At 56.4% G+C, this 19,420-nt stretch carries 20 protein-coding genes and 1 tRNA gene; 10 read left to right on the top strand and 11 right to left on the bottom strand.

Annotation, left to right across the window (positions count from 1 at the left end; all coding sequences use genetic code 11):
- The first annotated feature begins 4 nt into the window (after positions 1-4).
- From ACFQX9_RS30095 to ACFQX9_RS30060, 8 genes are all read left to right on the top strand, one after another.
- Positions 5-337 carry a hypothetical protein gene (locus ACFQX9_RS30095; RefSeq protein ID WP_377791357.1) on the top strand — a complete coding sequence of 111 codons (333 nt, stop codon included), beginning with the start codon at positions 5-7 and terminating at the stop codon, positions 335-337.
- Entirely contained in the window at positions 337-1,914 is a 1,578-nt protein-coding gene (locus ACFQX9_RS30090) for a hypothetical protein (RefSeq protein WP_377791356.1), read from the top strand. The genes ACFQX9_RS30095 and ACFQX9_RS30090 overlap by 1 nt, the downstream gene beginning before the upstream one ends.
- Before the next feature lie 1,466 nt (positions 1,915-3,380).
- Positions 3,381-3,839 carry a hypothetical protein gene (locus tag ACFQX9_RS30085; protein ID WP_377791355.1) on the top strand — a complete coding sequence of 153 codons (459 nt, stop codon included), beginning with the start codon at positions 3,381-3,383 and terminating at the stop codon, positions 3,837-3,839.
- Positions 3,836-4,420 carry a hypothetical protein gene (locus tag ACFQX9_RS30080; RefSeq protein WP_377791354.1) on the top strand — a complete coding sequence of 195 codons (585 nt, stop codon included), beginning with the start codon at positions 3,836-3,838 and terminating at the stop codon, positions 4,418-4,420. The genes ACFQX9_RS30085 and ACFQX9_RS30080 overlap by 4 nt, the downstream gene beginning before the upstream one ends.
- Positions 4,417-5,238 (top strand): HK97 family phage prohead protease, encoded by an 822-nt coding sequence (locus ACFQX9_RS30075; RefSeq protein WP_377791353.1) that lies wholly within the window; start codon positions 4,417-4,419, stop codon positions 5,236-5,238. The genes ACFQX9_RS30080 and ACFQX9_RS30075 overlap by 4 nt, the downstream gene beginning before the upstream one ends.
- A gap of 205 nt (positions 5,239-5,443) precedes the next feature.
- Positions 5,444-5,806 (top strand): hypothetical protein, encoded by a 363-nt coding sequence (locus ACFQX9_RS30070; protein ID WP_377791352.1) that lies wholly within the window; start codon positions 5,444-5,446, stop codon positions 5,804-5,806.
- Positions 5,807-6,393: 587 nt separating this feature from the next.
- Positions 6,394-6,690, top strand: a complete 297-nt coding sequence (locus tag ACFQX9_RS30065; RefSeq protein WP_377791351.1) for a hypothetical protein — start codon at positions 6,394-6,396, stop codon at positions 6,688-6,690.
- On the top strand, positions 6,683-7,075 hold the full coding sequence (locus ACFQX9_RS30060; RefSeq protein WP_377791350.1) for a hypothetical protein: 393 nt from the start codon (positions 6,683-6,685) through the stop codon (positions 7,073-7,075). Before ACFQX9_RS30065 ends, ACFQX9_RS30060 begins: the two co-directional genes overlap by 8 nt.
- 526 nt (positions 7,076-7,601) lie before the next feature.
- Here ACFQX9_RS30060 and ACFQX9_RS30055 read toward each other — a convergent pair.
- Both ACFQX9_RS30055 and ACFQX9_RS30050 read right to left on the bottom strand, forming a co-directional pair.
- On the bottom strand, positions 7,602-8,084 hold the full coding sequence (locus ACFQX9_RS30055; RefSeq protein WP_377791349.1) for a hypothetical protein: 483 nt from the start codon (positions 8,082-8,084) through the stop codon (positions 7,602-7,604).
- A gap of 194 nt (positions 8,085-8,278) precedes the next feature.
- Positions 8,279-8,845 (bottom strand): hypothetical protein, encoded by a 567-nt coding sequence (locus tag ACFQX9_RS30050; RefSeq protein WP_377791347.1) that lies wholly within the window; start codon positions 8,843-8,845, stop codon positions 8,279-8,281.
- 279 nt (positions 8,846-9,124) lie between these two features.
- Between ACFQX9_RS30050 and ACFQX9_RS30045 the strand changes: the two genes are divergently transcribed.
- The gene (locus ACFQX9_RS30045) at positions 9,125-9,340 is read left to right on the top strand and encodes a hypothetical protein (protein WP_377791346.1); all 216 of its coding nucleotides are present in this window, start codon (positions 9,125-9,127) and stop codon (positions 9,338-9,340) included.
- A gap of 256 nt (positions 9,341-9,596) precedes the next feature.
- Here ACFQX9_RS30045 and ACFQX9_RS30040 read toward each other — a convergent pair whose 3' ends face one another.
- From ACFQX9_RS30040 to ACFQX9_RS30020, 5 genes are all read right to left on the bottom strand, one after another.
- Positions 9,597-10,679, bottom strand: coding sequence for a hypothetical protein (locus tag ACFQX9_RS30040; protein ID WP_377791345.1), 1,083 nt, complete (start codon positions 10,677-10,679; stop codon positions 9,597-9,599).
- A gap of 63 nt (positions 10,680-10,742) precedes the next feature.
- Entirely contained in the window at positions 10,743-11,039 is a 297-nt protein-coding gene (locus tag ACFQX9_RS30035) for a multiprotein-bridging factor 1 family protein (RefSeq protein ID WP_377791344.1), read from the bottom strand.
- Between the two features lie 1,488 nt (positions 11,040-12,527).
- Positions 12,528-12,603: transfer RNA gene (locus ACFQX9_RS30030), tRNA-Ile, on the bottom strand.
- A 381-nt stretch (positions 12,604-12,984) separates the two neighbouring features.
- Positions 12,985-14,670, bottom strand: a complete 1,686-nt coding sequence (locus ACFQX9_RS30025) for an MFS transporter (protein WP_377791343.1) — start codon at positions 14,668-14,670, stop codon at positions 12,985-12,987.
- Positions 14,671-15,429: 759 nt separating this feature from the next.
- Positions 15,430-15,612 (bottom strand): hypothetical protein, encoded by a 183-nt coding sequence (locus ACFQX9_RS30020; protein WP_377791342.1) that lies wholly within the window; start codon positions 15,610-15,612, stop codon positions 15,430-15,432.
- A gap of 41 nt (positions 15,613-15,653) precedes the next feature.
- Here ACFQX9_RS30020 and ACFQX9_RS30015 point away from each other — a divergent pair, with 41 nt between their 5' ends.
- Positions 15,654-15,923, top strand: a complete 270-nt coding sequence (locus ACFQX9_RS30015) for a DUF3551 domain-containing protein (RefSeq protein ID WP_377791341.1) — start codon at positions 15,654-15,656, stop codon at positions 15,921-15,923.
- A gap of 131 nt (positions 15,924-16,054) precedes the next feature.
- On the opposite strand, the gene ACFQX9_RS30010 is transcribed toward ACFQX9_RS30015, so the two are convergent.
- The 4 genes from ACFQX9_RS30010 to ACFQX9_RS29995 form a co-directional block, all read right to left on the bottom strand.
- Positions 16,055-16,630: an anthranilate synthase component II gene (locus ACFQX9_RS30010; protein WP_377791340.1), complete on the bottom strand. Its 576-nt coding sequence runs from the start codon at positions 16,628-16,630 to the stop codon at positions 16,055-16,057.
- Positions 16,627-18,024 (bottom strand): aminodeoxychorismate synthase component I, encoded by a 1,398-nt coding sequence (gene pabB, locus ACFQX9_RS30005; RefSeq protein WP_377791338.1) that lies wholly within the window; start codon positions 18,022-18,024, stop codon positions 16,627-16,629. The genes ACFQX9_RS30010 and pabB overlap by 4 nt, the downstream gene beginning before the upstream one ends.
- 113 nt (positions 18,025-18,137) lie before the next feature.
- Positions 18,138-18,497 carry a Dabb family protein gene (locus tag ACFQX9_RS30000; RefSeq protein WP_377791336.1) on the bottom strand — a complete coding sequence of 120 codons (360 nt, stop codon included), beginning with the start codon at positions 18,495-18,497 and terminating at the stop codon, positions 18,138-18,140.
- Between the two features lie 144 nt (positions 18,498-18,641).
- Positions 18,642-19,277 (bottom strand): GntR family transcriptional regulator, encoded by a 636-nt coding sequence (locus ACFQX9_RS29995; RefSeq protein WP_377791335.1) that lies wholly within the window; start codon positions 19,275-19,277, stop codon positions 18,642-18,644.
- Positions 19,278-19,420: the final 143 nt, after the last annotated feature.

Here is a 19,420-nt window from a genome sequence, read left to right as displayed (position 1 = left end):
TACAATGTTTTTTCACAACAAATCTAATTTTGAGTCCACTCTCTCAAATCAGTTTCGAATCTCCTCAGGCTGGCGCGGTAAAAACGCCAAGCGCTACGGTCATGACGACCGAAACGCAAAGGCGTCACGACGACTTTTGGAGTTGGAGGCCGCAATCCATATCTCCGATGACGCTTGGAATCGACTCGCGCCGCTCGTTACCAGTCCGGCTTGCCTTGCCGCTATCAGCGAGACGAACCGTGATGTCTGCTTTCGTACGGATCCCCCGGATTTCTCCGCATGGCTCGACAGCCTGCAAGCCAATCTGACCCGCGGTGTTGAAACGGGTGCAGCATAATGGCCGCAGAGAAGAGCGCCAGTGAACGCATTCGAGAGCATGGCGAACTAGCTGCCCGAACAATTATTTCGTTGTGGAAAGGCCCCGGCTTAGCAGACGCTTGCCATGCAGCTTTACAGCTCGGGCATCTGAACTCGGCGAATATGCTGCCTTATCACCGATGCAGAGAATTACTTGATCGCGAAGTAGAACTGCACAAGGTGAATGAGGATAACCGGACGGATGTAAGCAGCATCTTCCACCAAGGGCGCGACACCATCATTCCCAGAAGCGAAGTGTGGTCGCGATATTTTCCAGCCGTTGTGGCGGATAACGACAATGAAGAACCGGATCAGGCTCCCACGAGCGGTGACGACCTTAGCGAGCTTACCAACCCCGGTGGTGTGGTTAGCGAACTCATTGACTGGATAGTATCCTCGTCTAGCCGCCCTTCTCGCGAGCTTGCGCTGTCTGCGGTGCTTCCATTCGTCGGCGCGCTGCTTGGGAGACGCTTCGCCAGTCAGACCGATCTCCGGACTAATTTTTATACGGTAGCTCTGGCGGACTCTGGCTACGGTAAGGATCATGCCAGGACCCAGTTGAAGCGGCTCATTACCGCGGCGGGTTTGGACAGGTTCTCAGGCCCGAACCGTTTCATGTCAGCGAGCGCGCTGCGGAGTTCAGTGCTAGCTAAGCCATCGTGCCTGTGCATGGTAGATGAATTCGGCGGCATGATGCGGCAGATAAACGATCCTCGGGCCGGGATTCACAGCGTGCTCATTCGAAGCGATCTGCTTGAAATGTTCACAAGTGCATCCACGTTTTTTGAGGGAGCGGCGTACGCGAAAGAGGCGCCACAGAAGATTCACAATCCGAATCTCTGCATCTACGGCACGTCGACCCCAGACGATTTCTGGGCGTCGGTGAGTTCGCTGAACACTGCAGACGGCTTGCTGCCACGGTTCATGCTGTTCAATGTGACCGGGCCGAAGCCAAACCGCGTAGAGCCAAGCCGCAGCGTAGATGATGTTCCCAAGACACTTATCGAGGCCGTACAGGCGTTGGCTATGGCTGGCCGTAGTGCAGGTAATCTGTCGCACAACGATCACGGCAGTTCAGCCGGCAAGCCGGTTACGGTTCGCTATTCGGTTGATGCAGCGGCCGAACTGGAAGGGTTTCAGGCGGTCATTGAAGCGACCCGGCCGACTAAAGGAACTGCACCGATCCTGAATCGCGCCGCCGAACACGCAATCAAGCTAGCGCTAACCGTCTCGGTGGCTGGCCGGCACGAGGACATCACCGGCCCTGCAATGAAATGGGCGGTGCAACTGGCTTGGTTATCGACCTGCACGATGATTGAAGAGACGGCTGATCGTATTTCCGACAACCAACGCGAGGCGGATCGCAATCGAATCTTCGGCCACATCAAACGGGCCGGGTCAGAAGGCATCACCACGGGTAGGATAGCCGACCGTTGCGCCAGCATCGATCGCAAGCGACGCGAAGAGCTGCTGTCTGACATGGTTTTGGCTGGCCGGATCGAAACGAAGATCACAGCGACGAAGGGTAGACCGCAGGCGCGGTACTACCCGGCCTAACCTTTCGTCCGATCTTTCATCCGATCGGGGGCTTTCGTCGGTAGCCAAAAGGTTCTTGCAAAAACCCTTTCGTCCGTTTCGTCCGGCTTTTGTAGTAAGCCAAAACGGACGAAAGTTTTCGAGGAAAAAGCAATAATATCAATAATATATCATAAGATATAATCTTTCATCCGATCATCCTGCCTACTCTTCGGCGGGCGCTTTTCCTGCTACTTAGATACCTATAGGGTGGGTGTTTTCTAGGCCACCCGGAAAGAACGGACGAAAGGGATTGCCAAGGACTGTAGTTTTTCAACTCTGTCCAGTCCGCTGGCTTGGGTTGGCTTCAGTGCCCTTTTTGCCGCCGTCGTCACTTCTCTGCATGCTCTCGCCACGCATGCGCAGCTTCTAAGGCGCCGTCCCAATAACAGGAGGGAGGCATCCGGTGCTCGCGTAAAATTACCGCCAAATGCTGTATCGAAGCTAGTGCATTCGCACGATGCGGACCATCTCGCTGCGTCGGCCTAAGGTCTTGCAGCAGAGCCTTGACACCGCGGCTGCGTCACAGGCCAAAATCGCTTCCGGAACGCGCACCCTCAACGATGCTCTGGCGCAGGGGCTCATTGATTGCGGCGCCAGCGCCAAGGCAGCGGGATCACAACGTTGTCTCGCTGGACGGTAAGCGAACGAGCCCCCGCGTCAACTTTCGCTCTAACAAGCCGCTGCCTGTCGAGACCATAGCAAATGTCTGCGACAACGGCCGACTCCCGCCTGTCGCAAACGAAAACAAACCACTGCCCTATCCGCTGAAGGATATGGCAGACCGCCAAGAATTGGGCGGCAATGAATTTGAAAACGGGAGAAATTGGACTAACGCGGAGCTATTCCGAATACATCTGGCGATTGCGCAAGGCGAGCCGCTGTACGATCCATTCGCGGATGACCCGACAGTAAAGCGTCCCACCGAGCGATATATCCACGCCCGTCAGGTGATAGCTCGCGCTGAAGATTTTCTGGGTGATGGGTTCAGAGTCCTAAAGCGCGTCATGGTCGATTGCTGGAACGCCCAAATGCTTGGTTTCGACCAAGGACGCAAGGACCGCGGGCAGGCAAGCGCGGCCGGTCAAGCGATGATCTTGGCAGCCCTACGCCAGCTCACCCGATTCTACGATAAGTTGGATCGCATTGAGCGGAACGGCGAGTCTCCCCGAGACGTATGGCCGATGATTGGGACGTTCACAGTGTCGCGTCCGGCCGTCCCTCGCCCGCAACGCGGGAAGTCTTACCTGAATCAGGCCTGCGGGCCGGTGAGACTGGCTGAACCGTGGGTGTCTACACCCCCCACCGACTAGCGTGTTATATTGAAAGTATGGATTGGCGTTTCGACGCTTCCCTACTTCAATTCTCAAATTGACTTACAGCCCGTGTCACCGCGCGGGCTGTGTATTTTTTGAAGTATTGATAACCCCAAACACAGGAGGCCGTTGATGGCCAACAGACCGGCCAACCGGACCTTCAAAAAGAAAGAAGTCCTGAAGGCTATTACGATTCCCGAGTCGACGTTTGAGCATTGGGCCGATAGGAAACTGTTCGGCCTTGCGCCCGATGACTTCCCCGGCGACGGACGAGGCAAGCCACGTCGGTTCGGCATGCGCACTCTCGTGAAGCTGGCTATCGCCTACAGGGCGTCGCTGACAGGTATTCCAGCCAACTTAGCCGTTTCGCTAGCCGAGAAGTTCACCGACACACCTCAGCACGGCCGGCCACTCGGTCAGCCATTCCCGATCGGAACAACGTGGATCGTGCTTTCACCTTCGCGCAAGGCATCCGTAGTGAACGTGAAGCCGGAGGAGGATGCATCTGCCCTCTTGGAAGAGGCCACGATAGTAATCAACGTCAACAGAATCATTTCAGCAATCAATTTCGATATCGGAATCATCAAGTGAAACTCCCCGATCTAAACAGCCTTCATCCGCCGCAGGCGGTCGCGCAGGCCGACCACGCCCGCAACTATGCAGAAATCGCGGCAATGAGGTCCGAGGCGATCGTCATTAGCCAGCGCATTCGCGATGGCGTTGCACAGTCTGGCAATGTCGAACAAAACCGTTTTAGGGTGATGCGCGGAGAGGCTCCGGAAACCGAAGTGTTGGCTGACCCGGAACGGCTCGCCAACTTGCGCGCTCAAATTGAGGCCCGGGTTAAAGCCTCGGCAGCATTCGACGGTGCTCTGCAGCGAGAGAAGGCAATTGCTTCGAAGAAGCTGTGTGAGGCGTTGGCGCCGGAGCACAGCGAGTTGGTAGTGGATATCGCAACTAAGCTCACTGCGCTTCACAAGGCGCATACGGCCTATGTCGACTTCCTTGATGCGGTGGAGGCAACTGGCGCAAGTACGAGCTACCTTCGGCCCATCTGGCCTACCGCGCTGGGACACCCAAAAGACGCAAGCGCCACATACCATTGGGCCTTTAAGGAAATGCGCGAACACGGTCACATTACAATGAATCAGATTCCGGAAGCCGTTCGTTGAACCATCTAATTGGCATAGACACATCCGTTCATGATCGGATGGTTCGTAAGTACGCGCGATATTTTAGAGAGGCGCCGTCCTCCGCATGTGACGTGGACGAGCCGCGGCTCTGCGTCGAGGGTCTGGCAGTCCTAACCGAAGAACCTATTGCAACGAAGACCGGGGAGATTCTTGTATTTGAGAAGGGCGCTTTCGATGGACACTTCGCCAGCGGCGCCCGTACTGAGGTTTGGTTAGCCCATGATCCCACGCAAGTTGTCTGCTCAACAGTCAGCGGATTGGAGTTTGCCGAAACGGACGAGGGATTGGCATTCCGGTTTCCGCTCGACAACAAGCGGTATGCTGACGACATCAAACGCAAAGTTGAGAGTGGCAGACAAGCTTGCGTGTCGGTTGGCATCACTCGAACGAAAGAGCGAACGGAGACCGTTGGAAGTCACAAGGTAATCTTCATTGAAAGTGCAGAGTTGCGAGAATGCTCACTCGTGGCGGCTGGCGCATGCGATCAAGCCTTCGCTCGCTTAATCGACGCGAACCATAGCCCTTCTCTCAAGGAAAGCGTCAAAACTACTCCGTTCAAGATCGATAGCGGGCTGCACAACATCAAGACGCAACGCGAGAAGAACACGTCACGCATTGAGTCACTACGTGGACGATTGGATGCGTTGGATGGAAGGGCGGAAACGTTCTCGGCAGGCACAGGGCCAGACATAGGGAGGCCCGCCACAAAGTGTCCTACTCTAGAGGAGTCCAATCGAGCCCAGACGGAAGAAACCGAACGGTTGCAACGGCAAGCAAGAGCGAGCCTGTTTCACTAGCTCGGCTTGCGCGGCTGCGTTCCCTGTCTGGTTTAACGGGCTCCCGACAGGGGCGCGCCGCAGGTTATGCCTAGGAGTAGGGGGACCCAAAAGAGGTGGGGGCTCGTAGGGGCTTTCCCCGACCAGGTCGTCCGTACGCACTCCCGCAATTCAAACTTTTTCAAAATCAGGGATACAATCGATGCCACGAGCACGAACACCGCTCATGAAGGCCGCCGCCACCGGCCGAACCGCTCATGACCCGAAGCGGTTCAAGCTGAGACGCGAACCGGTGGTCACGCAACCTCTTGGCTCGCCACCGAAATGGATGAAGGGGAAGGGCCAGATTGAAGCATGGAATACGTTCGCGAGGGACCTTCCATGGCTCAACCGGAGCCACCGCGCATTCGTTTCGATCGCCGCAGAAATGCAGGGCCGCATTATCGTTGGGGAAGAACTTCCAGTTTCTGGCTACAATCTTTTGCGAATTTGCCTAGGGCAACTCGGGGCTACGCCGACCGATTCAAGTAAGGTGTCCATGCCGGACGACGAGTCGACTGGCGAAGACCCCTCCAAAAAGTATTTCTGATCGAGATTGGAAGCCCGGTTCAACCGGACCTCCTCTTTTCGTCGGCAACTCACTTCGCGTTGTGGTCCGCCCAAACGATCATGCGCCAGCGAATTGTGCCTTGTGCCGACGTATGGGAGTGATGGATTTGCGGAGGCAATGTGTGGCCCGATGCGATTCCGATTTCCCGATGACAGCCCATACATCGATAAATGCCAGCAAAGGGCGCTGCATTGCCCGGTGGGTGATCGTTGTCGAACGACGTGTCGTTACTCGGTTTTAGGTACTTTTCCTCTTTATACAAAGCCAAGATCAGTCTCCGTCAGTCAAAGGCCGGACTTGACCTCTCGGGACTTACCGAATGTACTGCTGTTGCTGCTAACATCAGCGTTTGGCCCGCAGTCCGGAAGGGTTGCGCGGGCAAATCGGGGCCGCCAGTCGCAAGCTGGCGGTTCTCCCCGATTCGTCACGATCAGTGGAACACGTTTCCCGGCGTGCAACTGCAAATAGCGGAACCTTATCCCAGCTATTCACAGGGCCTTCCTGTGGACAACCTCATTATTCGCAAGAGATTTCGCCGCGCACGCGCTCGGCGCAAAGGATTTATCATGACCCCCAAGCAAGCCGCTGCTGCTGCCTATTGGCAGTACGCTGCCGGCGAAAAATATGGCGGCGAGATAGCCGGCACGCTCGTAGAACGGTTTCCAAATGGATTCGACGATACTCAGTGCGAGCAACTTGCCGCAGATACCAAGCGCTCCCTAGCGGACGCTCTAATAGTTATTCCCAAGCGGCATCGCGATGACTTTGCGATCGGATACGGTGTCGGACTTCATACAGTCATTTCAAAGCACCGCGAAAAATTGATCTTGCGTGCCGTATATCAGGACAAACAAGTTGGCTAACGAAGTTGTCAGGCGTCTAACCATCAGCGCCACTTCTACCGGTATCGACGAACAGACCGGAAAACTCAACAAGCTTGCCGATGCAAGCAACTCCCTGGCCACGGTCACAGACACTAATGCTAAACGTGCTACGAATGCTTTCTCTGCTGCTCTGAACAGTGCGAGGGTCGTTGGCAACACCACCATCACGCAAGCCACGATGTCTTCGCATAGCCACGCAGGCGCCCTTAACACCGGGGCTGCTTATAACTCTCCGGGCGGCGCGACGGCAGTCGCGGGTAATGCGACAACGAGTACCGGCAGCGCTGGCGGCGATGGCGCCCACGCGCACGCGTACAATATTGATATCCAATTCGTTGACTTAATTATTTGTAGCAAGGACTAGCGGATGCGAATTGTAATATTCCCGGGCGAGAACCGGGTAAGCGTGGAAGGCCAATCTGAGTCGGTTGATTGCTCTTCGTGCGATCACATTAATGCTGTCCAGTGGTACGGCGACCACGGCGAAATTGAATTCGTAAATTCCCCTGAGAAGGTGAAGGCCAATGAAGCCATTACGGACATCTCACCATTTCAACACCTAATCGATTCATGGGAATTGGAGGCTAAAAACAATGCTGCCTGATAAAAAAATCAAATGCCCATACACCGCGTTCAAAACATCCTGCTTCGACGGTGTCTCGAAGCACAACTGCCCGAAGTGGGTTCACGTCGCGGGCTTGCATCCGAACACTGGCCAGCCGGTTGACACCTTCGATTGTTCGGACAGGTGGCTTCCTGCGCTTCTGATCGCGGATACGCAGCAGCAGAGGCAGACAGGCGCCGCGGTTGAGAGTCTTCGCAATGTCGTGGCTGAGGTGAATGGTTATGTGCCGGGGCAAGCGGCGCAAATGATTGAGGGCTCTAGCCCTTCAGACCTTTGCTAAAGCTGCCGGAAGATTGGCACACCAGCGGTTTAGCTCAAGGAGAAAGGGGATACTGTCTCTCAGGGCTCCCGCATCCGTCACGCCGTAGAGCATGCTGTCAGCCTCTGGCAGCATCCCGTAAACCTGTTCGAAGTCTGCGGCACTCATGGTCATGAAGATAAAGGCATCCTCAGTGGGGAAGCGACGGGCGAGGAAATGAGCCACGAGGTTCCGGGTGCGCCTATGGTGATCTACCGCGTCAAATGCGCCTTTGTCGCTGTCTTCCCAGAAGGGGGGCGAGCGGAGCGCTTTCATGGCCTTGTAGGTGCTCAGCTTCGCCGTCTTGCCTGCCCAAGGTGCTTCCAGCATTCCGCCGCGATCCATTATGTCGAGGGCATAACGGAGTACGAAATCGATGGCGCTGTAGATATGAATAATGCGGCCAAAGAGTGCGTAATCTTCATCGCTGGGCTTAGACCAGGTGGTCATTATCTCCTCCGGATCGGTATTCTGTACGATACTCCGCAGGTAAACCGTGCGATCGGTCTCCGTTGATACAGGAAGTGCCATGCTATACCGACCCAACCATGGATGTTGCGCTTCCCCACCCGCAATCGTTTACTCGCGCCATCCGAAACTCGATCCGAGGGGGAACGGGGCGGCCCATCTTTCGATCTATCAATTCACTTTACTAGCATGTGAGTTATAGCATTGCTGGTCGTGAACATTCCAATCAGGAACAGAATCAAAGAGGAAATAGCAGCAAATACGGCAGCGCAGTGAAACGCATGATTTGCGCGCTTCCAATATTTCGTTTTTGGGCCGTCTGTAACGTAGGGGTGCTCCCAGTTCTTGCTTTTTGAGGAAGCGATCCCAGCCATGGTGAAATGAGCGAGATAGGCTAATGCCATGCCTGAAACAGCGAGCGCCACTCCAAAGGCAAACCATTTTATTGAGCCTGCCACGACACCGACATGGGCGAAGTCGAGATTTATCTTCGAAGCCACGCCCCCGAGGAAGGTAAGCACCCCGATCGCTGCGCCGCCGTTGATTATTACGAGGGTTCGCAGCGTAAGATTTGATGCCGATACAGTCTCTTTGTTGATCTCGGTATGAAAGTCCCGGTTGCTGTCATGTGCCCGCTTGGCATCGTCGCGCTTCAGTTCGTGCGTCCACTTTCGCTCCTCGATCTGCTGCTCGTGTGCCCATTTCACCTGTTCGAACGGCGGCTCTTGTGGCTGGTCCGTCATTGCCTCTTTCTCGGTTGAGTCGCCTATTGTCACACAGGCTGAGATTGAGGCAAGATGTTCTCTGGGCTTGTGGCCTTCTTTTATGGATTTTGTTTTGCGCTGATCGCCAACGTTTCTCACAGTTGCGCAACTGAGTTGGCACATTGCGACTCGCTGAAGCCGAATTAGCGACAAGAAGCGCCATGCAGATTAGCGATTTCAGCGACATCTCGGATCTTGTTCGGCGACTTTTCTTCGATCAACGTATCCCATGCCGATTCCGGCATGGGGAAACCGAGAATGCAAGTCATCACCGCGCAGTTGGTTGCGAACGAGGTTCTGTTGGCCAGTCTGGTCGAAGCCGGGTACATCGATCAGACGACTGCAGCACAACACATGGCGGATGCCGAAAGACTAGGAGCAAGCGGCGTGATTCTAGAGTTGCGTGCCGGGCCGCAGCCGTCTCGTGCCTTCATAGTGGAGTTAAGCGGAGTTCTGAGCGTTGAGCCTGCATAGCATGGACGATCGGGATCATCCCTATTGGCCGCGTGGGCTGTCGCGAGTACGTGCGGCAGCCTACGTCGGAGTCTCGCACTCGATTTGGGATAAGATGGTTGCGGCCGGCGACATGCCCGCGCCAAAGCGGACTTACGGGCGGACCATCTGGGACAGGAGAGCGGTAGACAGGGCGTTTGATAAGCTTGATGCAGCAAATAGCACGCCGTTCGATGATGACATTTTTGATTTCGCGCCGTAGGCATCTGAAGGTTATTCACGTTCTCGGTTGTTCGCTCGGGGGATCGGAAGGCGGTAGCGCAAGTACCGGGATTTTGTCGGGCTCGGGAAACTGCAGTTGCGGAACAGTTGCCTTTAGAGTCTCGAAGCTAGCTGCTTGTTCGGCGATCGGTTCTCCCTCCTTTGGAGGCAAGAAGCGAAGCTCAACCGTCATCCCGCGCTCGATCCTTCCGAGAATCGATTCTAGTGCCCAAGCCATGTCGCTCCGCTGCTCATGGTGACGACCTGCACCGTCTTTGGCGGGGATGATCTCATCAACCTTCTGATCGATAGCAATTCGAACTTCTTTCTGAATTTTGCTGTCAAATATCTCTTCAATTTCCTCCTTACTAAAGCTCTTGACCTTTTGTGTCTCGGTCCTGATTTTCCTAATCTCTTCGACATCTTTCCAAGTCTTCAGAGCCCAAGTTACTGCGCCCGCCAACAACGCGATCGTTGCAGGATCAAGACCGAAGAAGAAAATTGGGTCGCTTGTTGAGATTTGATGAACTTCGACCGGCTCAGGCTTGCCTAGAGCGGCCTCAGAGAATGCTCTCATTATACGATTGATCGTGCGTAGTTCTTTGACGAGCCCGCCTAGCTCGTTGTCGAATAGATCGCGAGGTAAGAGCAAGCCTATCTCGGCGGTGTCAGCGTCGAGCTTATACGTCTCAATGCCAACGTGCTTGAGGCTGTCACGAAGCGAGATTAGAGTCGTAAGGTATTGCTCACGCTGAGTTCTGAACGTTTCGATTTCGCTTCTGACTACTGCTGGTGTGATGCTGTTCCCTCTCACAATCTCATCTAGTTGTGATGGAACGTCGTCAATGAAAAATGGTGCGCCACGTATTTCGGAAATGAGTTTTACTTGCGTTGGCGAAAACCAACTTGCCATGGCGGCCCAGGTCAAACGGAATTGTTCGAACGCTTGAGCAAACTGAGTTTGGGAAGGGGCGTGACCGGGGTTACTTATGACTTGGTCTAGATCGCGGACTAGCTTTTCAAGGCCAGATTGTACTTCTAATTCTCTGTCCAAGCCTATCAAGAAGTCCGATAATTCAAGCAATCTGTCTGCGTTCATTATGCCCCCCTTTGAATCACGCGGGCGCAGATGTGCTGCAACCCACAGTAGGCGTCAATGGTTTTATCGTTTGTTAGGCTTTAATCCTGTCGGCACATACGCCCTTTGTGGCCACTTTCTAAACTGCACGCCCATATCAGTGAAAACGATACCGGCTGCAGTGAGTTCGCTCATAAGCACACTTAGCGTTGCTTCGTGCGGCTCTCGTTTGCCGGACTCTAAATCAACCAGCGTGGCACGATGAATCTTGCAGCCTTTAGCTAAGTAAGCTTGCGACCACCCCAGCAGCCCCCGTGCGGCTCGGATCTGTGCTGCGAGTAATGAAAAGTCGCGCAAGTTGATCGCCTCCAGTGGAAACACAATTGAAATCCGACAAAATGTCGTGTATATCTTGCTGTCAATATTGAGGAATTCATGTCCGTAAGTCCATTACAGAGTCCAGCCAACGACAACATCGGCCCCGATGTCCCGTTGCGGCTTAAGGACGTGGTCGCATACGCTTTCCCGCTCGGCGGTATGACGGAAAGCGGACTGCGACGGGAAGCGAAGGCTGGCCGACTAGTAGTCGAGGTATCGCCAACAAAGATTTTACGAGTCTCCGCGCTGTCGAGGAAATGAGGAAGCTATGCCGCGTCAGAGCAGAGGGCCGCACCTGTGGTGGCGAAGGGAGCGCCGCAAAGACGGCAAGCTCACTGCGAAGGGAACGTGGATCATCGTCGACGGTCGGGAGCATATCGCCACGGGATGCTTTGCAGGCGAGGATAGACCGGCGCAAGAGCGCTTAGCCGCTTACATCGGCGAGAAGTACACCCCGGCACGGCGCCTCCAGGATATTGAGGACATCGACGTTGCGGACGTGCTTTCTGTTTATGACGATGACCGTCGCGAAACTCAGGCGAACAAATCGAATTTCGACGAACGGATAGCGCGTCTTAATAAATGGTGGGGCGGCAAAAGACTTTCGGAGGTCAACGGTGCCAATTGCCGGGCATATACTAAATCGCGTGGTAGCAATGGTGGCGCGCGCCGTGATCTAGAAGACCTTCGTGCCGCCATCAATCATCACGCCAAGGAAGGCTTTCACCGCGGAATTGTTCGCGTGGTTTTGCCGGAAAAGGGCTTGCCGCGTGAGCGGTGGCTGTCTCGCAATGAGGCCGCAAAGTTTCTTTGGGCGTGTTGGCGTTATCGTGAGACGCAAACGGTTCACGTCGGACCTTTCAAGGGGCGGAAGATTGAGACTGACAAGCGGCCTCTGAGACACGTGGCGCGGTTCGCTTTGATTGGCCTCTATACGGGAACGCGTGCTGGCGCGATAGCGACCGCTTCTCCATTTCGTGCGGCAGGAAAGTCCTTCGTTGATCTGGAAAGCGGTATCTTCAATCGGCTCGCGATCGGCAAGCGAGCCAGCACAAAACGTCAGACGCCAGTTCCGTTGCCGGACGGGCTGCTTGCTCACCTTAGAAGGTGGGCCCGGCTCGGCATTGCAAGGAGCTACTTCGTGGAATGGAATGGCCGGCCTGTGGCGTCGGTCAAGACCGGCTTTGCGTCGGGGGTCCGAATTGCTGGCCTTGATGTGTCCACCGGGAACGTTACGCCACACACACTTCGCCATACCGCCGCGACCTGGCTAATGCAGCGTGCGGCGCCCATGTGGGAAGCTGCCGGCTTTCTTGGCATGAGCGAGAAGACCCTTCGCGACACTTATGGCCATCACCACCCCGACCACTTGCGGGGCGCTGCGAACGCGATTGGAACGCACTCCGCACCGAGCAAGAACGTAGGATTGGTTGTTTCGTTGGTTGACGAAAAGGCCAAGCGCACAAAGCCGGGCCAAGCCCTTGAAAGTATTGGTGGGCCCGGCAGGACTCGAACCTGCAACCAGACCGTTATGAGCGGCCGGCTCTAACCATTGAGCTACAGGCCCGATCGGCAGCTCACACTGCGAGGCGGCCGGTCGGTAGTGTCTGAGCGGCCGCCAACTCGACAAAGAGAACACGGAGGAATGCCGCACTCGATTTCAGTCGAAGTCTCCCGCCAAGCAGAGACCCGCTGGAGAATCTCGCCGTCGAGGCTGACAGTGAACTTCCCACGGTAGGCGGGTCACAGCATCTGTCACTCCCACGCTCGTGATTGTCGCTGTCCATCTGAGGAATCTCAGAAACTGCCACAGAGCGCGCGTGGAATGCGAACAAGGGCGCCTTCCTCAGAAGAGAACGTTTGGGTGATAGCCGCACCTTGTCGTGCTCTGACGAATGACGAGCGCTGCATGACAGTGCCGCACCCGGCGGTTTCCCGGAACCCGCAGCTAGCGGCTCCTACCGGGATTACTCTCATGCAGCAACACATCGTTCTCGGACGCATCCGGGATCTCTTCCTTCCAGCGCACTGAGCCGAAGGGCCGCTCCAGCATGCGGCGAACCCGAACAGGATCGGGACCGACGTGAAAAGCTGCCGCCTCTCGCTCCAGCGCGCGCTCCGATCGCGTCGCGCGGTTACGCTGGCGCAGGTAGTCGAACCAAGTGGGGCAGTGATAGCGCTCCGTCCAGGACGTCGGATCGGCAATGTCGCGCGCGATCGACCAGCCATACGCACCATTGCGCTGCCGGAACAGCTGGACAGCCTGCATGGCATTGTGGAACGCCCTCGCATTCTCCTGCGCAACTCGATATTCGATCTCGACTACCAAAGGGCCGCTCCTTCCGGTCAGCGCCAACTTCACGTCGGGATCCTCAAGCAGCTCGGGCTCTTCACCGCGCGCACCAACGCGCGGCATGGGTAGCCAAAGCCCTAGCAAAGGCGAGAGCAGCATCAAGACGGCGGAGATCAGGAGCGCCGCTTCCACACCGGCGGCATCAGCCAGGCTGCCCCAGCCCCAGCTACCGATGGCGACCCCTCCTGATCCGGCCGCCTGATAGGCTGCCAGGGAGCGACCCGCAACCCAGCGCGGCGCCGATAGCTGCACACCGACGTTGAACAGCACCCAAGCCATCGTCCACACGGCCCCCGCCAGAACCAGTGCAACCGCGGTCAAGATAGAGTCCTGGCTCAGGGCCGCAGCGAGGAGGGCGCCACCCATCGACAGCGAGCAGGCCCGGATGGCCGCCTCACCAGTTAGCCGCTTGCGCATTTCGGGAATGTAGAATGCACCAATTACCGCGCCGAAGCCGAAAGCGCTCAGCAGAAGGCCATAGGTCTGCGCGCCGCCATGCAGAAGATCTCGCGCCACAATAGGCATCAACGCGATGATCGAGCCGCCTATTAGTCCGGTCACCATGGAGCGGACTAAGACGATTTTTATGGCCGGAGAATTCGTGATGTATCGCACCCCTGAGATAATGGCGCGATTGAATTTTTCGCGGGGCAGCCGCGAAGGCTGCGCCACGCGGTTCCATGCAAACAGCGCCCCCATGAGCGGAAGATATAACAGCGCGTTTAGTGCAAAGGACGCCACAGCACCAGCGGTAGCAACAACGATGCCGCCGAGCGCGGGTCCTACGCTGCGCGCGATATTGTAACTCATGCCGTTCAGCGCGACGGCAGCAGGCAGTGCATCGGGTGGCACCTGCTCACTTATCGACGATTGCCACGTTGGATCCATTAGCGCCACGCCGCTCCCGACCACGAAGCACAAGGCCAGCAATAGCATCGGCGTAACCATGTCGAGCCAAGCAAGTGTGGTCAGCGCAGTGGCACCGGCGAATGCAATTCCCAGAGAAACAAGGGACACGATTCGGCGATCATGCATGTCGGCGATCGCGCCCGCAGGCATTGCCATAAACATAACCGGAAGCGTAAGCGCAGTCTGAACCAGCGCGACCATATCGGCCGACGACGTCATCTGCGTCATCGCCCAAGCGGCGCCGACGCTCCGAATCAGAGCGCCCATATTTGAGAGAAGACCCGCGAGCCAGACGCGGCGAAAAGTAGCAATGCGAAGCGGCGCTGTGATGCCATCGCCGCCAAGCGTCTCAAGCTTTTGTACCTCGGTCATGTCAGCTGCTGCCGCGCCTGCCTCGACAGAGCCCATTCGCCGAAACGAAGACGCCAAGGCTTCGCTTCTAGGCAGGCATCCGGCAAGTCAATCTCGGTCATGCGGATCGATTTAAAGATAGAGGCACTCGCCCGACCGTGAAGCATTATAAGCAACAAAAGCCTTTTTGGCGGACCCTGCAATTTCGCGTGCAGAATTCTGACTATTTCCGCCTTCTCGCAATTGGAGAACCTCGGGAGCTCGACCAACACAATCGATCTCATTCGCATCCGTCGCTGAGGTGCGCTGAACGCTGAACAACAATCACACTACAGCATCACAGCGCAGATTTTTTGCGTTGTGCCGCAGTCGCGCGCTGAAAAAGCGCACGCCGAGGCGCGCCTTGGTGAGATACCGCATTCTGGATGAACCGCTGCGATTGTCTCCACAAGACGTGGTCTGGAGAACGCGAGCTGTGACATCGACGAGGGATCGACGCTCTCTGCTCTGTCACTTTCGACCCCGGCCACGTTCCAGACGAACCGGTGGTCTCATGAACCGCTCAGAGCTTGACGTTGCTCTTGATATCCAGGCGATCAGGCGGGCACTGAACTCCCATTATGCATCATGCTCCCTGGGATGAAAAAGCGAACCGTCGGATGACCGTCTTCGTCGGCCGTCAGACAATTTAGCGGTTTGCTTGATTCGCCATTTATTCCACAGACCGTCGCGCGCAACCGCAGCGACTAACCATCTGACCTCTGTTTGGATTCAACCATATTAGAAGAGATTCGCGTCGGTATCATGCGCTTTTAGGGTACTTCTGCAGAATTGCAGCGCCCGGCCTCGTATCTTGAGCGCCATGCGGCCATGATGTAATCCGCTGGCGTGTGCAATGTGATCACCCGACGGATCACCCCGGAGCAGTTGCGGCTTGACGAAGATCAAAACAACCAATTCCAATCCATTATCCTCTCGCAAGATTCGAAGGAGCAAGATGCCTCATGCGCCATCCCCTCTTAATTCTTGGGCTCGGAATTCCCATTCTCGTTGGTGCGGCACAGGATTCGGTCGCATCTCCGCGGGATCGTGCCATATACATGCCAGCGGCTCCACCAGACCTTTATTGCTTACGGGGGCGCACCTGGGGATATCCGGGCAATTGCCAATTCTTGACTTATAGCCAATGCTCGATGACCGCATCAGGCACAGACGCCTATTGTGGGATGAACCCAACCTACGCGTTCCGGCAATACGGATGGGGACCTCGCTGAAGGAAAAAGATTGGCGGCTCGCGCAGATCGTAAGCCCTCTGCCTCGCTCCATCAAAACTGGCTGAAAGGCCTCATTTCGTTTTGACCAAGCGAGGCGACTGCGAGCGCAACACAGCCCTCAGTCCTCACGATCAGGACGTCTCCGCGAGCTGCAAGAAGTTCATAAGCAGCACGTGACCTTGTTGCGATAGTATCGATTCCGGATGAAATTGCACGCCATAGGTTGGGTGAGAACGATGTGCGAGAGCCATAATCTCGCCTTCGTCAGAACGCGCTGTGACCCCGAGATGCGGCGAGCATGAATCGAGCTCAACAACAAGGGAATGGTAGCGTCCAGCGCAAAGTGGGGACGGGAGTTCTTTGAAGAGCCCACGGCCCTCATGCGTAACGTACGAGGACCGGCCGTGCATGGGGCGACGTGCACGCGCAATGCGTCCGCCGAAAACGCTTCCGATGCACTGATGTCCGAGACAGATGCCGAGAATTGGAACGCGTCCCGAAAGGTGCCGAACGACGGCGGTGGATATTCCGGCCTCCATTGGAGTGCAGGGGCCAGGGGAAATGACTACTGCGCGCGGCTTGAGGCCGGCAACATCGCTTACGCTGACCTCGTCGTTCCGGATGACTTTCGTTGCTTCGCCAAGCTTGCGGAAGTACCGCGCAATGTTGAAGACGAAGGAGTCGTAGTTGTCGATGATGACAATCAAAATTCACCAGATGTTTCAGCACGAAACGCGTCAAAGATTCGCTGCGCCTTGGCGAGCGTCTCTTCGTATTCGGCCTCTGGATCCGACATCGCTGTCACGCCGCCACCCGCATGAAACACGGCCATATCATTGTCGATCGTTACGGTGCGTATCGCAATATTCGTATCCATCTGGCCGTTGAAGCCGATGAAGCCGATTGCCCCGCAGTAGACCTCTCGCGCCACCCGCTCGATTTCCGAAATAATTTCCATCGATCGCACCTTTGGCGCCCCGGTAACGGAGCCGCCGGGAAAGCAAGCTCGAAGTAGCGTAACGGCGTCTTGGTCTCCTGCAAGTTCGCCCGTAACGATCGATACGAGGTGGTGCACTGAGGCATAGGATTCGAGGCCGCACAGCACTGGAACGTCAATCGAATGTGGAGTGCAAACGCGCGACAGATCGTTGCGCATGAGGTCGACGATCATAGTATTCTCGGCACGGTCCTTTTCGGACGCGACTAGGAGTTCAGCGCGACGCTGGTCTTCCTTGGAATCAGCAGAACGCGCGATCGTGCCTTTGATGGGGCGCGTTTCGACCTGTCGTCCGTCAAGCCTCAGGAATCGTTCCGGCGAGCTCGATGCAATGGTGAGTTTGCCGTAGCGCAGGAGGGCTGCAAAGGGTGCCGGGTTCAATGACCGTAGCTGGCAGTAGAAGGCAAGAGGATCAAATGAGGTCGACAGGCGGGCGCTGAAGCGCTGCGCAATGTTAGCCTGGAAGACCTCTCCGGCCAGAATCAAGTCGATGACGCGCCGGACCGCCGCAATGTAGGCCTCACGGCTGAAGTTCGAATGCCATGCGGCATCTCGGCCGGGGGAGTTGCTCCCCGACGTCTTTGGGCCCGCAAGCAATGCTGCTGCAAACTCGTCGGCGCGACGGCCTGCGCGTTCGGCGCGACGTGCGGGATCCTGTTCCGGCCATCCGGTGGAAACGACCCAGCATCTATCATCACGGTGGTCGTAGCTGATGACCACGTCATAGAAATGGAGGATGGATTGGGGTAAACGCTGACCGGGAATCGTCGGCACCGACAATCGCTCCAGAGTCCTGTTCAGATCGTAAGCAAGGAAGCCGGCCGCGCCTCCCTGGAACGGCGGGAGATCAGGACGATGCTCTTGCGGATACTTGGCGAGCAGGGTGCGAAGGACTTCCCATGGATCGCCCTCGAGAGCCTCTCCGTTGCAACTCGCTTGTCCGTCCGCGACGATATAGGTGCTGAACGGGTCGCAGGTCAGATATGAGTAGCACCCGAGCAACTCATGCCTTGCTGCGCCGTCGAAAAACGTGAGGTGTGCTCGATGCGCGAGACATCGCATCGCTGTGACCGGCTCAATCCACTGCAGCTCGCGGACGTGCATGGGCCTGTCAGTCACCGACGGGCATGTTATGAGGCGTGCTCCGATTGTGATCCCGACCCCAACGAGAGCGACGCCCGTCTGGGACCCGCAAGCTCTTGAGATCGATCGTCAGGTCAACCCCCGCCAGTGGACACAGTGCGCCGAGTAACTTGGCTCTTCGCTGCCATTGAGGCCAAACGCGCATCCGTTGATACATTGTAGTCAGCCGCGAACCGCAGCTCCCGGAGCGGTCGTACCCGTCTGATCGATTCCTGGTACAGATCATGCGCCTTGTAAGCTGCGAGTTCCGTCTCGTTGTCGAACTCACCATAGACCACAACGTCGACATCATTGCCGAGCTGGTCGGACTTGCGATTGCGAGCAACCTCGAGCCGGCGTGCATGTGGGATTGTGGTGAGCACCGATAGGCCTTCGACGATTTGGTCGATATGGACCCTATCCTTGGCGGTGAACAAGACGATGTGACGAATCATGGATGGCCGTTGGTGATATCGGAAGTAGATCGCATAACTACCTTAGGATCGAGGCCGCCGCAACGCTCGCCAAAGCGGTCGCTGGTTTGACGCCCTTGCGATTGTCTGCTGTTTTCAAAGAAGCTCATCCGATCTTAATTCTGCTCAGGAAGCGGGAATGGCAAGGCGCTCGATCGTTTGAATGTGCCGTGCCAGCAGGTTGCAGGCTTGATCAACGTTGCGCGCTCGAAGTGCCCGCAGAATCAGGCGGTGGTCTTGGTTGGACCGAGGTCGCCAGCCGGCATTTCGCGCGATCGCGAACGCTAATCGTGAATTTGCGAGTTGTAGTCCGTCAAGGCTCGCGAGTAGGCGCGGCATCGCGCAAGGCGCCACCAGCCCGTGGTGAAAGCCGCGGTTGGCCGTCTCAAACTCCTGAATCGTCAGGGCATTGTCTCCCTCAATCAGGGCGAGCTCGATCCGTGCCAAATGGGCCGATGTGAGTTTTGGAGCTGCATTGCGCAACGCGACCACTTCGAGCGCAGCACGCATCTCGGCGATCTCCTTCACTGAATTGGTGTCGAGCGGGGCAACCCTCACACCGCGACGGGGCACAGTGACGACAAGATGTCGGGCCTCCAGTTGCCAAAAAGCCTCGCGCACCGGGACGTGGCTGGAATTGAATTCCCGCGCGACATGATCCTGCCGGAGTGGGGCGTCTGGCTGCAGCGCGCCGTTGATGATGCGCTCACCGATTGACTCCGCAATGCGCACCGCAACCGTCGTGTTCTCGTCAGTCATCATAGATTATCTATCATTACCGCTCCGTCGATGATCGGCATAAGCCCGCTCGTTTTGCAGAATTTCTGCAATCCCTGCAGACTTTCGCGGTCTTTTGGCGTTGGCATACGGTTATGTTTAATGTCGAAGAGGCAAAGCAGGCAGGA

Origin of the sequence: Bradyrhizobium sp. GCM10028915 (assembly GCF_042666195.1) — a bacterium.
In the GTDB taxonomy this organism is placed as follows: domain Bacteria; phylum Pseudomonadota; class Alphaproteobacteria; order Rhizobiales; family Xanthobacteraceae; genus Bradyrhizobium; species Bradyrhizobium canariense_D.
The sequence above is the reverse complement of the archived record's forward strand: the minus strand, read 5'-3'. Positions and strand labels throughout refer to the sequence as shown.

Bases quoted from the DNA above. Each gene is read 5' to 3' on its own strand.
- ACFQX9_RS30065 (WP_377791351.1), top strand. From the start codon at position 6,394: ATGACCCCCAAGCAAGCCGCTGCTGCTGCCTATTGGCAGTACGCTGCC.
- ACFQX9_RS29995 (WP_377791335.1), bottom strand. From the start codon at position 19,277: ATGATGACTGACGAGAACACGACGGTTGCGGTGCGCATTGCGGAGTCA.
- ACFQX9_RS30070 (WP_377791352.1), top strand. From the start codon at position 5,444: ATGAAGGCCGCCGCCACCGGCCGAACCGCTCATGACCCGAAGCGGTTC.
- ACFQX9_RS30040 (WP_377791345.1), bottom strand. From the start codon at position 10,679: ATGAACGCAGACAGATTGCTTGAATTATCGGACTTCTTGATAGGCTTG.
- ACFQX9_RS30085 (WP_377791355.1), top strand. From the start codon at position 3,381: ATGGCCAACAGACCGGCCAACCGGACCTTCAAAAAGAAAGAAGTCCTG.
- ACFQX9_RS30095 (WP_377791357.1), top strand. From the start codon at position 5: ATGTTTTTTCACAACAAATCTAATTTTGAGTCCACTCTCTCAAATCAG.
- ACFQX9_RS30025 (WP_377791343.1), bottom strand. From the start codon at position 14,670: ATGACCGAGGTACAAAAGCTTGAGACGCTTGGCGGCGATGGCATCACA.
- ACFQX9_RS30045 (WP_377791346.1), top strand. From the start codon at position 9,125: ATGCAAGTCATCACCGCGCAGTTGGTTGCGAACGAGGTTCTGTTGGCC.
- ACFQX9_RS30055 (WP_377791349.1), bottom strand. From the start codon at position 8,084: ATGACCACCTGGTCTAAGCCCAGCGATGAAGATTACGCACTCTTTGGC.
- pabB (WP_377791338.1), bottom strand. From the start codon at position 18,024: ATGCACGTCCGCGAGCTGCAGTGGATTGAGCCGGTCACAGCGATGCGA.
- ACFQX9_RS30090 (WP_377791356.1), top strand. From the start codon at position 337: ATGGCCGCAGAGAAGAGCGCCAGTGAACGCATTCGAGAGCATGGCGAA.
- ACFQX9_RS30000 (WP_377791336.1), bottom strand. From the start codon at position 18,497: ATGATTCGTCACATCGTCTTGTTCACCGCCAAGGATAGGGTCCATATC.
- ACFQX9_RS30015 (WP_377791341.1), top strand. From the start codon at position 15,654: ATGCGCCATCCCCTCTTAATTCTTGGGCTCGGAATTCCCATTCTCGTT.
- ACFQX9_RS30050 (WP_377791347.1), bottom strand. From the start codon at position 8,845: ATGACGGACCAGCCACAAGAGCCGCCGTTCGAACAGGTGAAATGGGCA.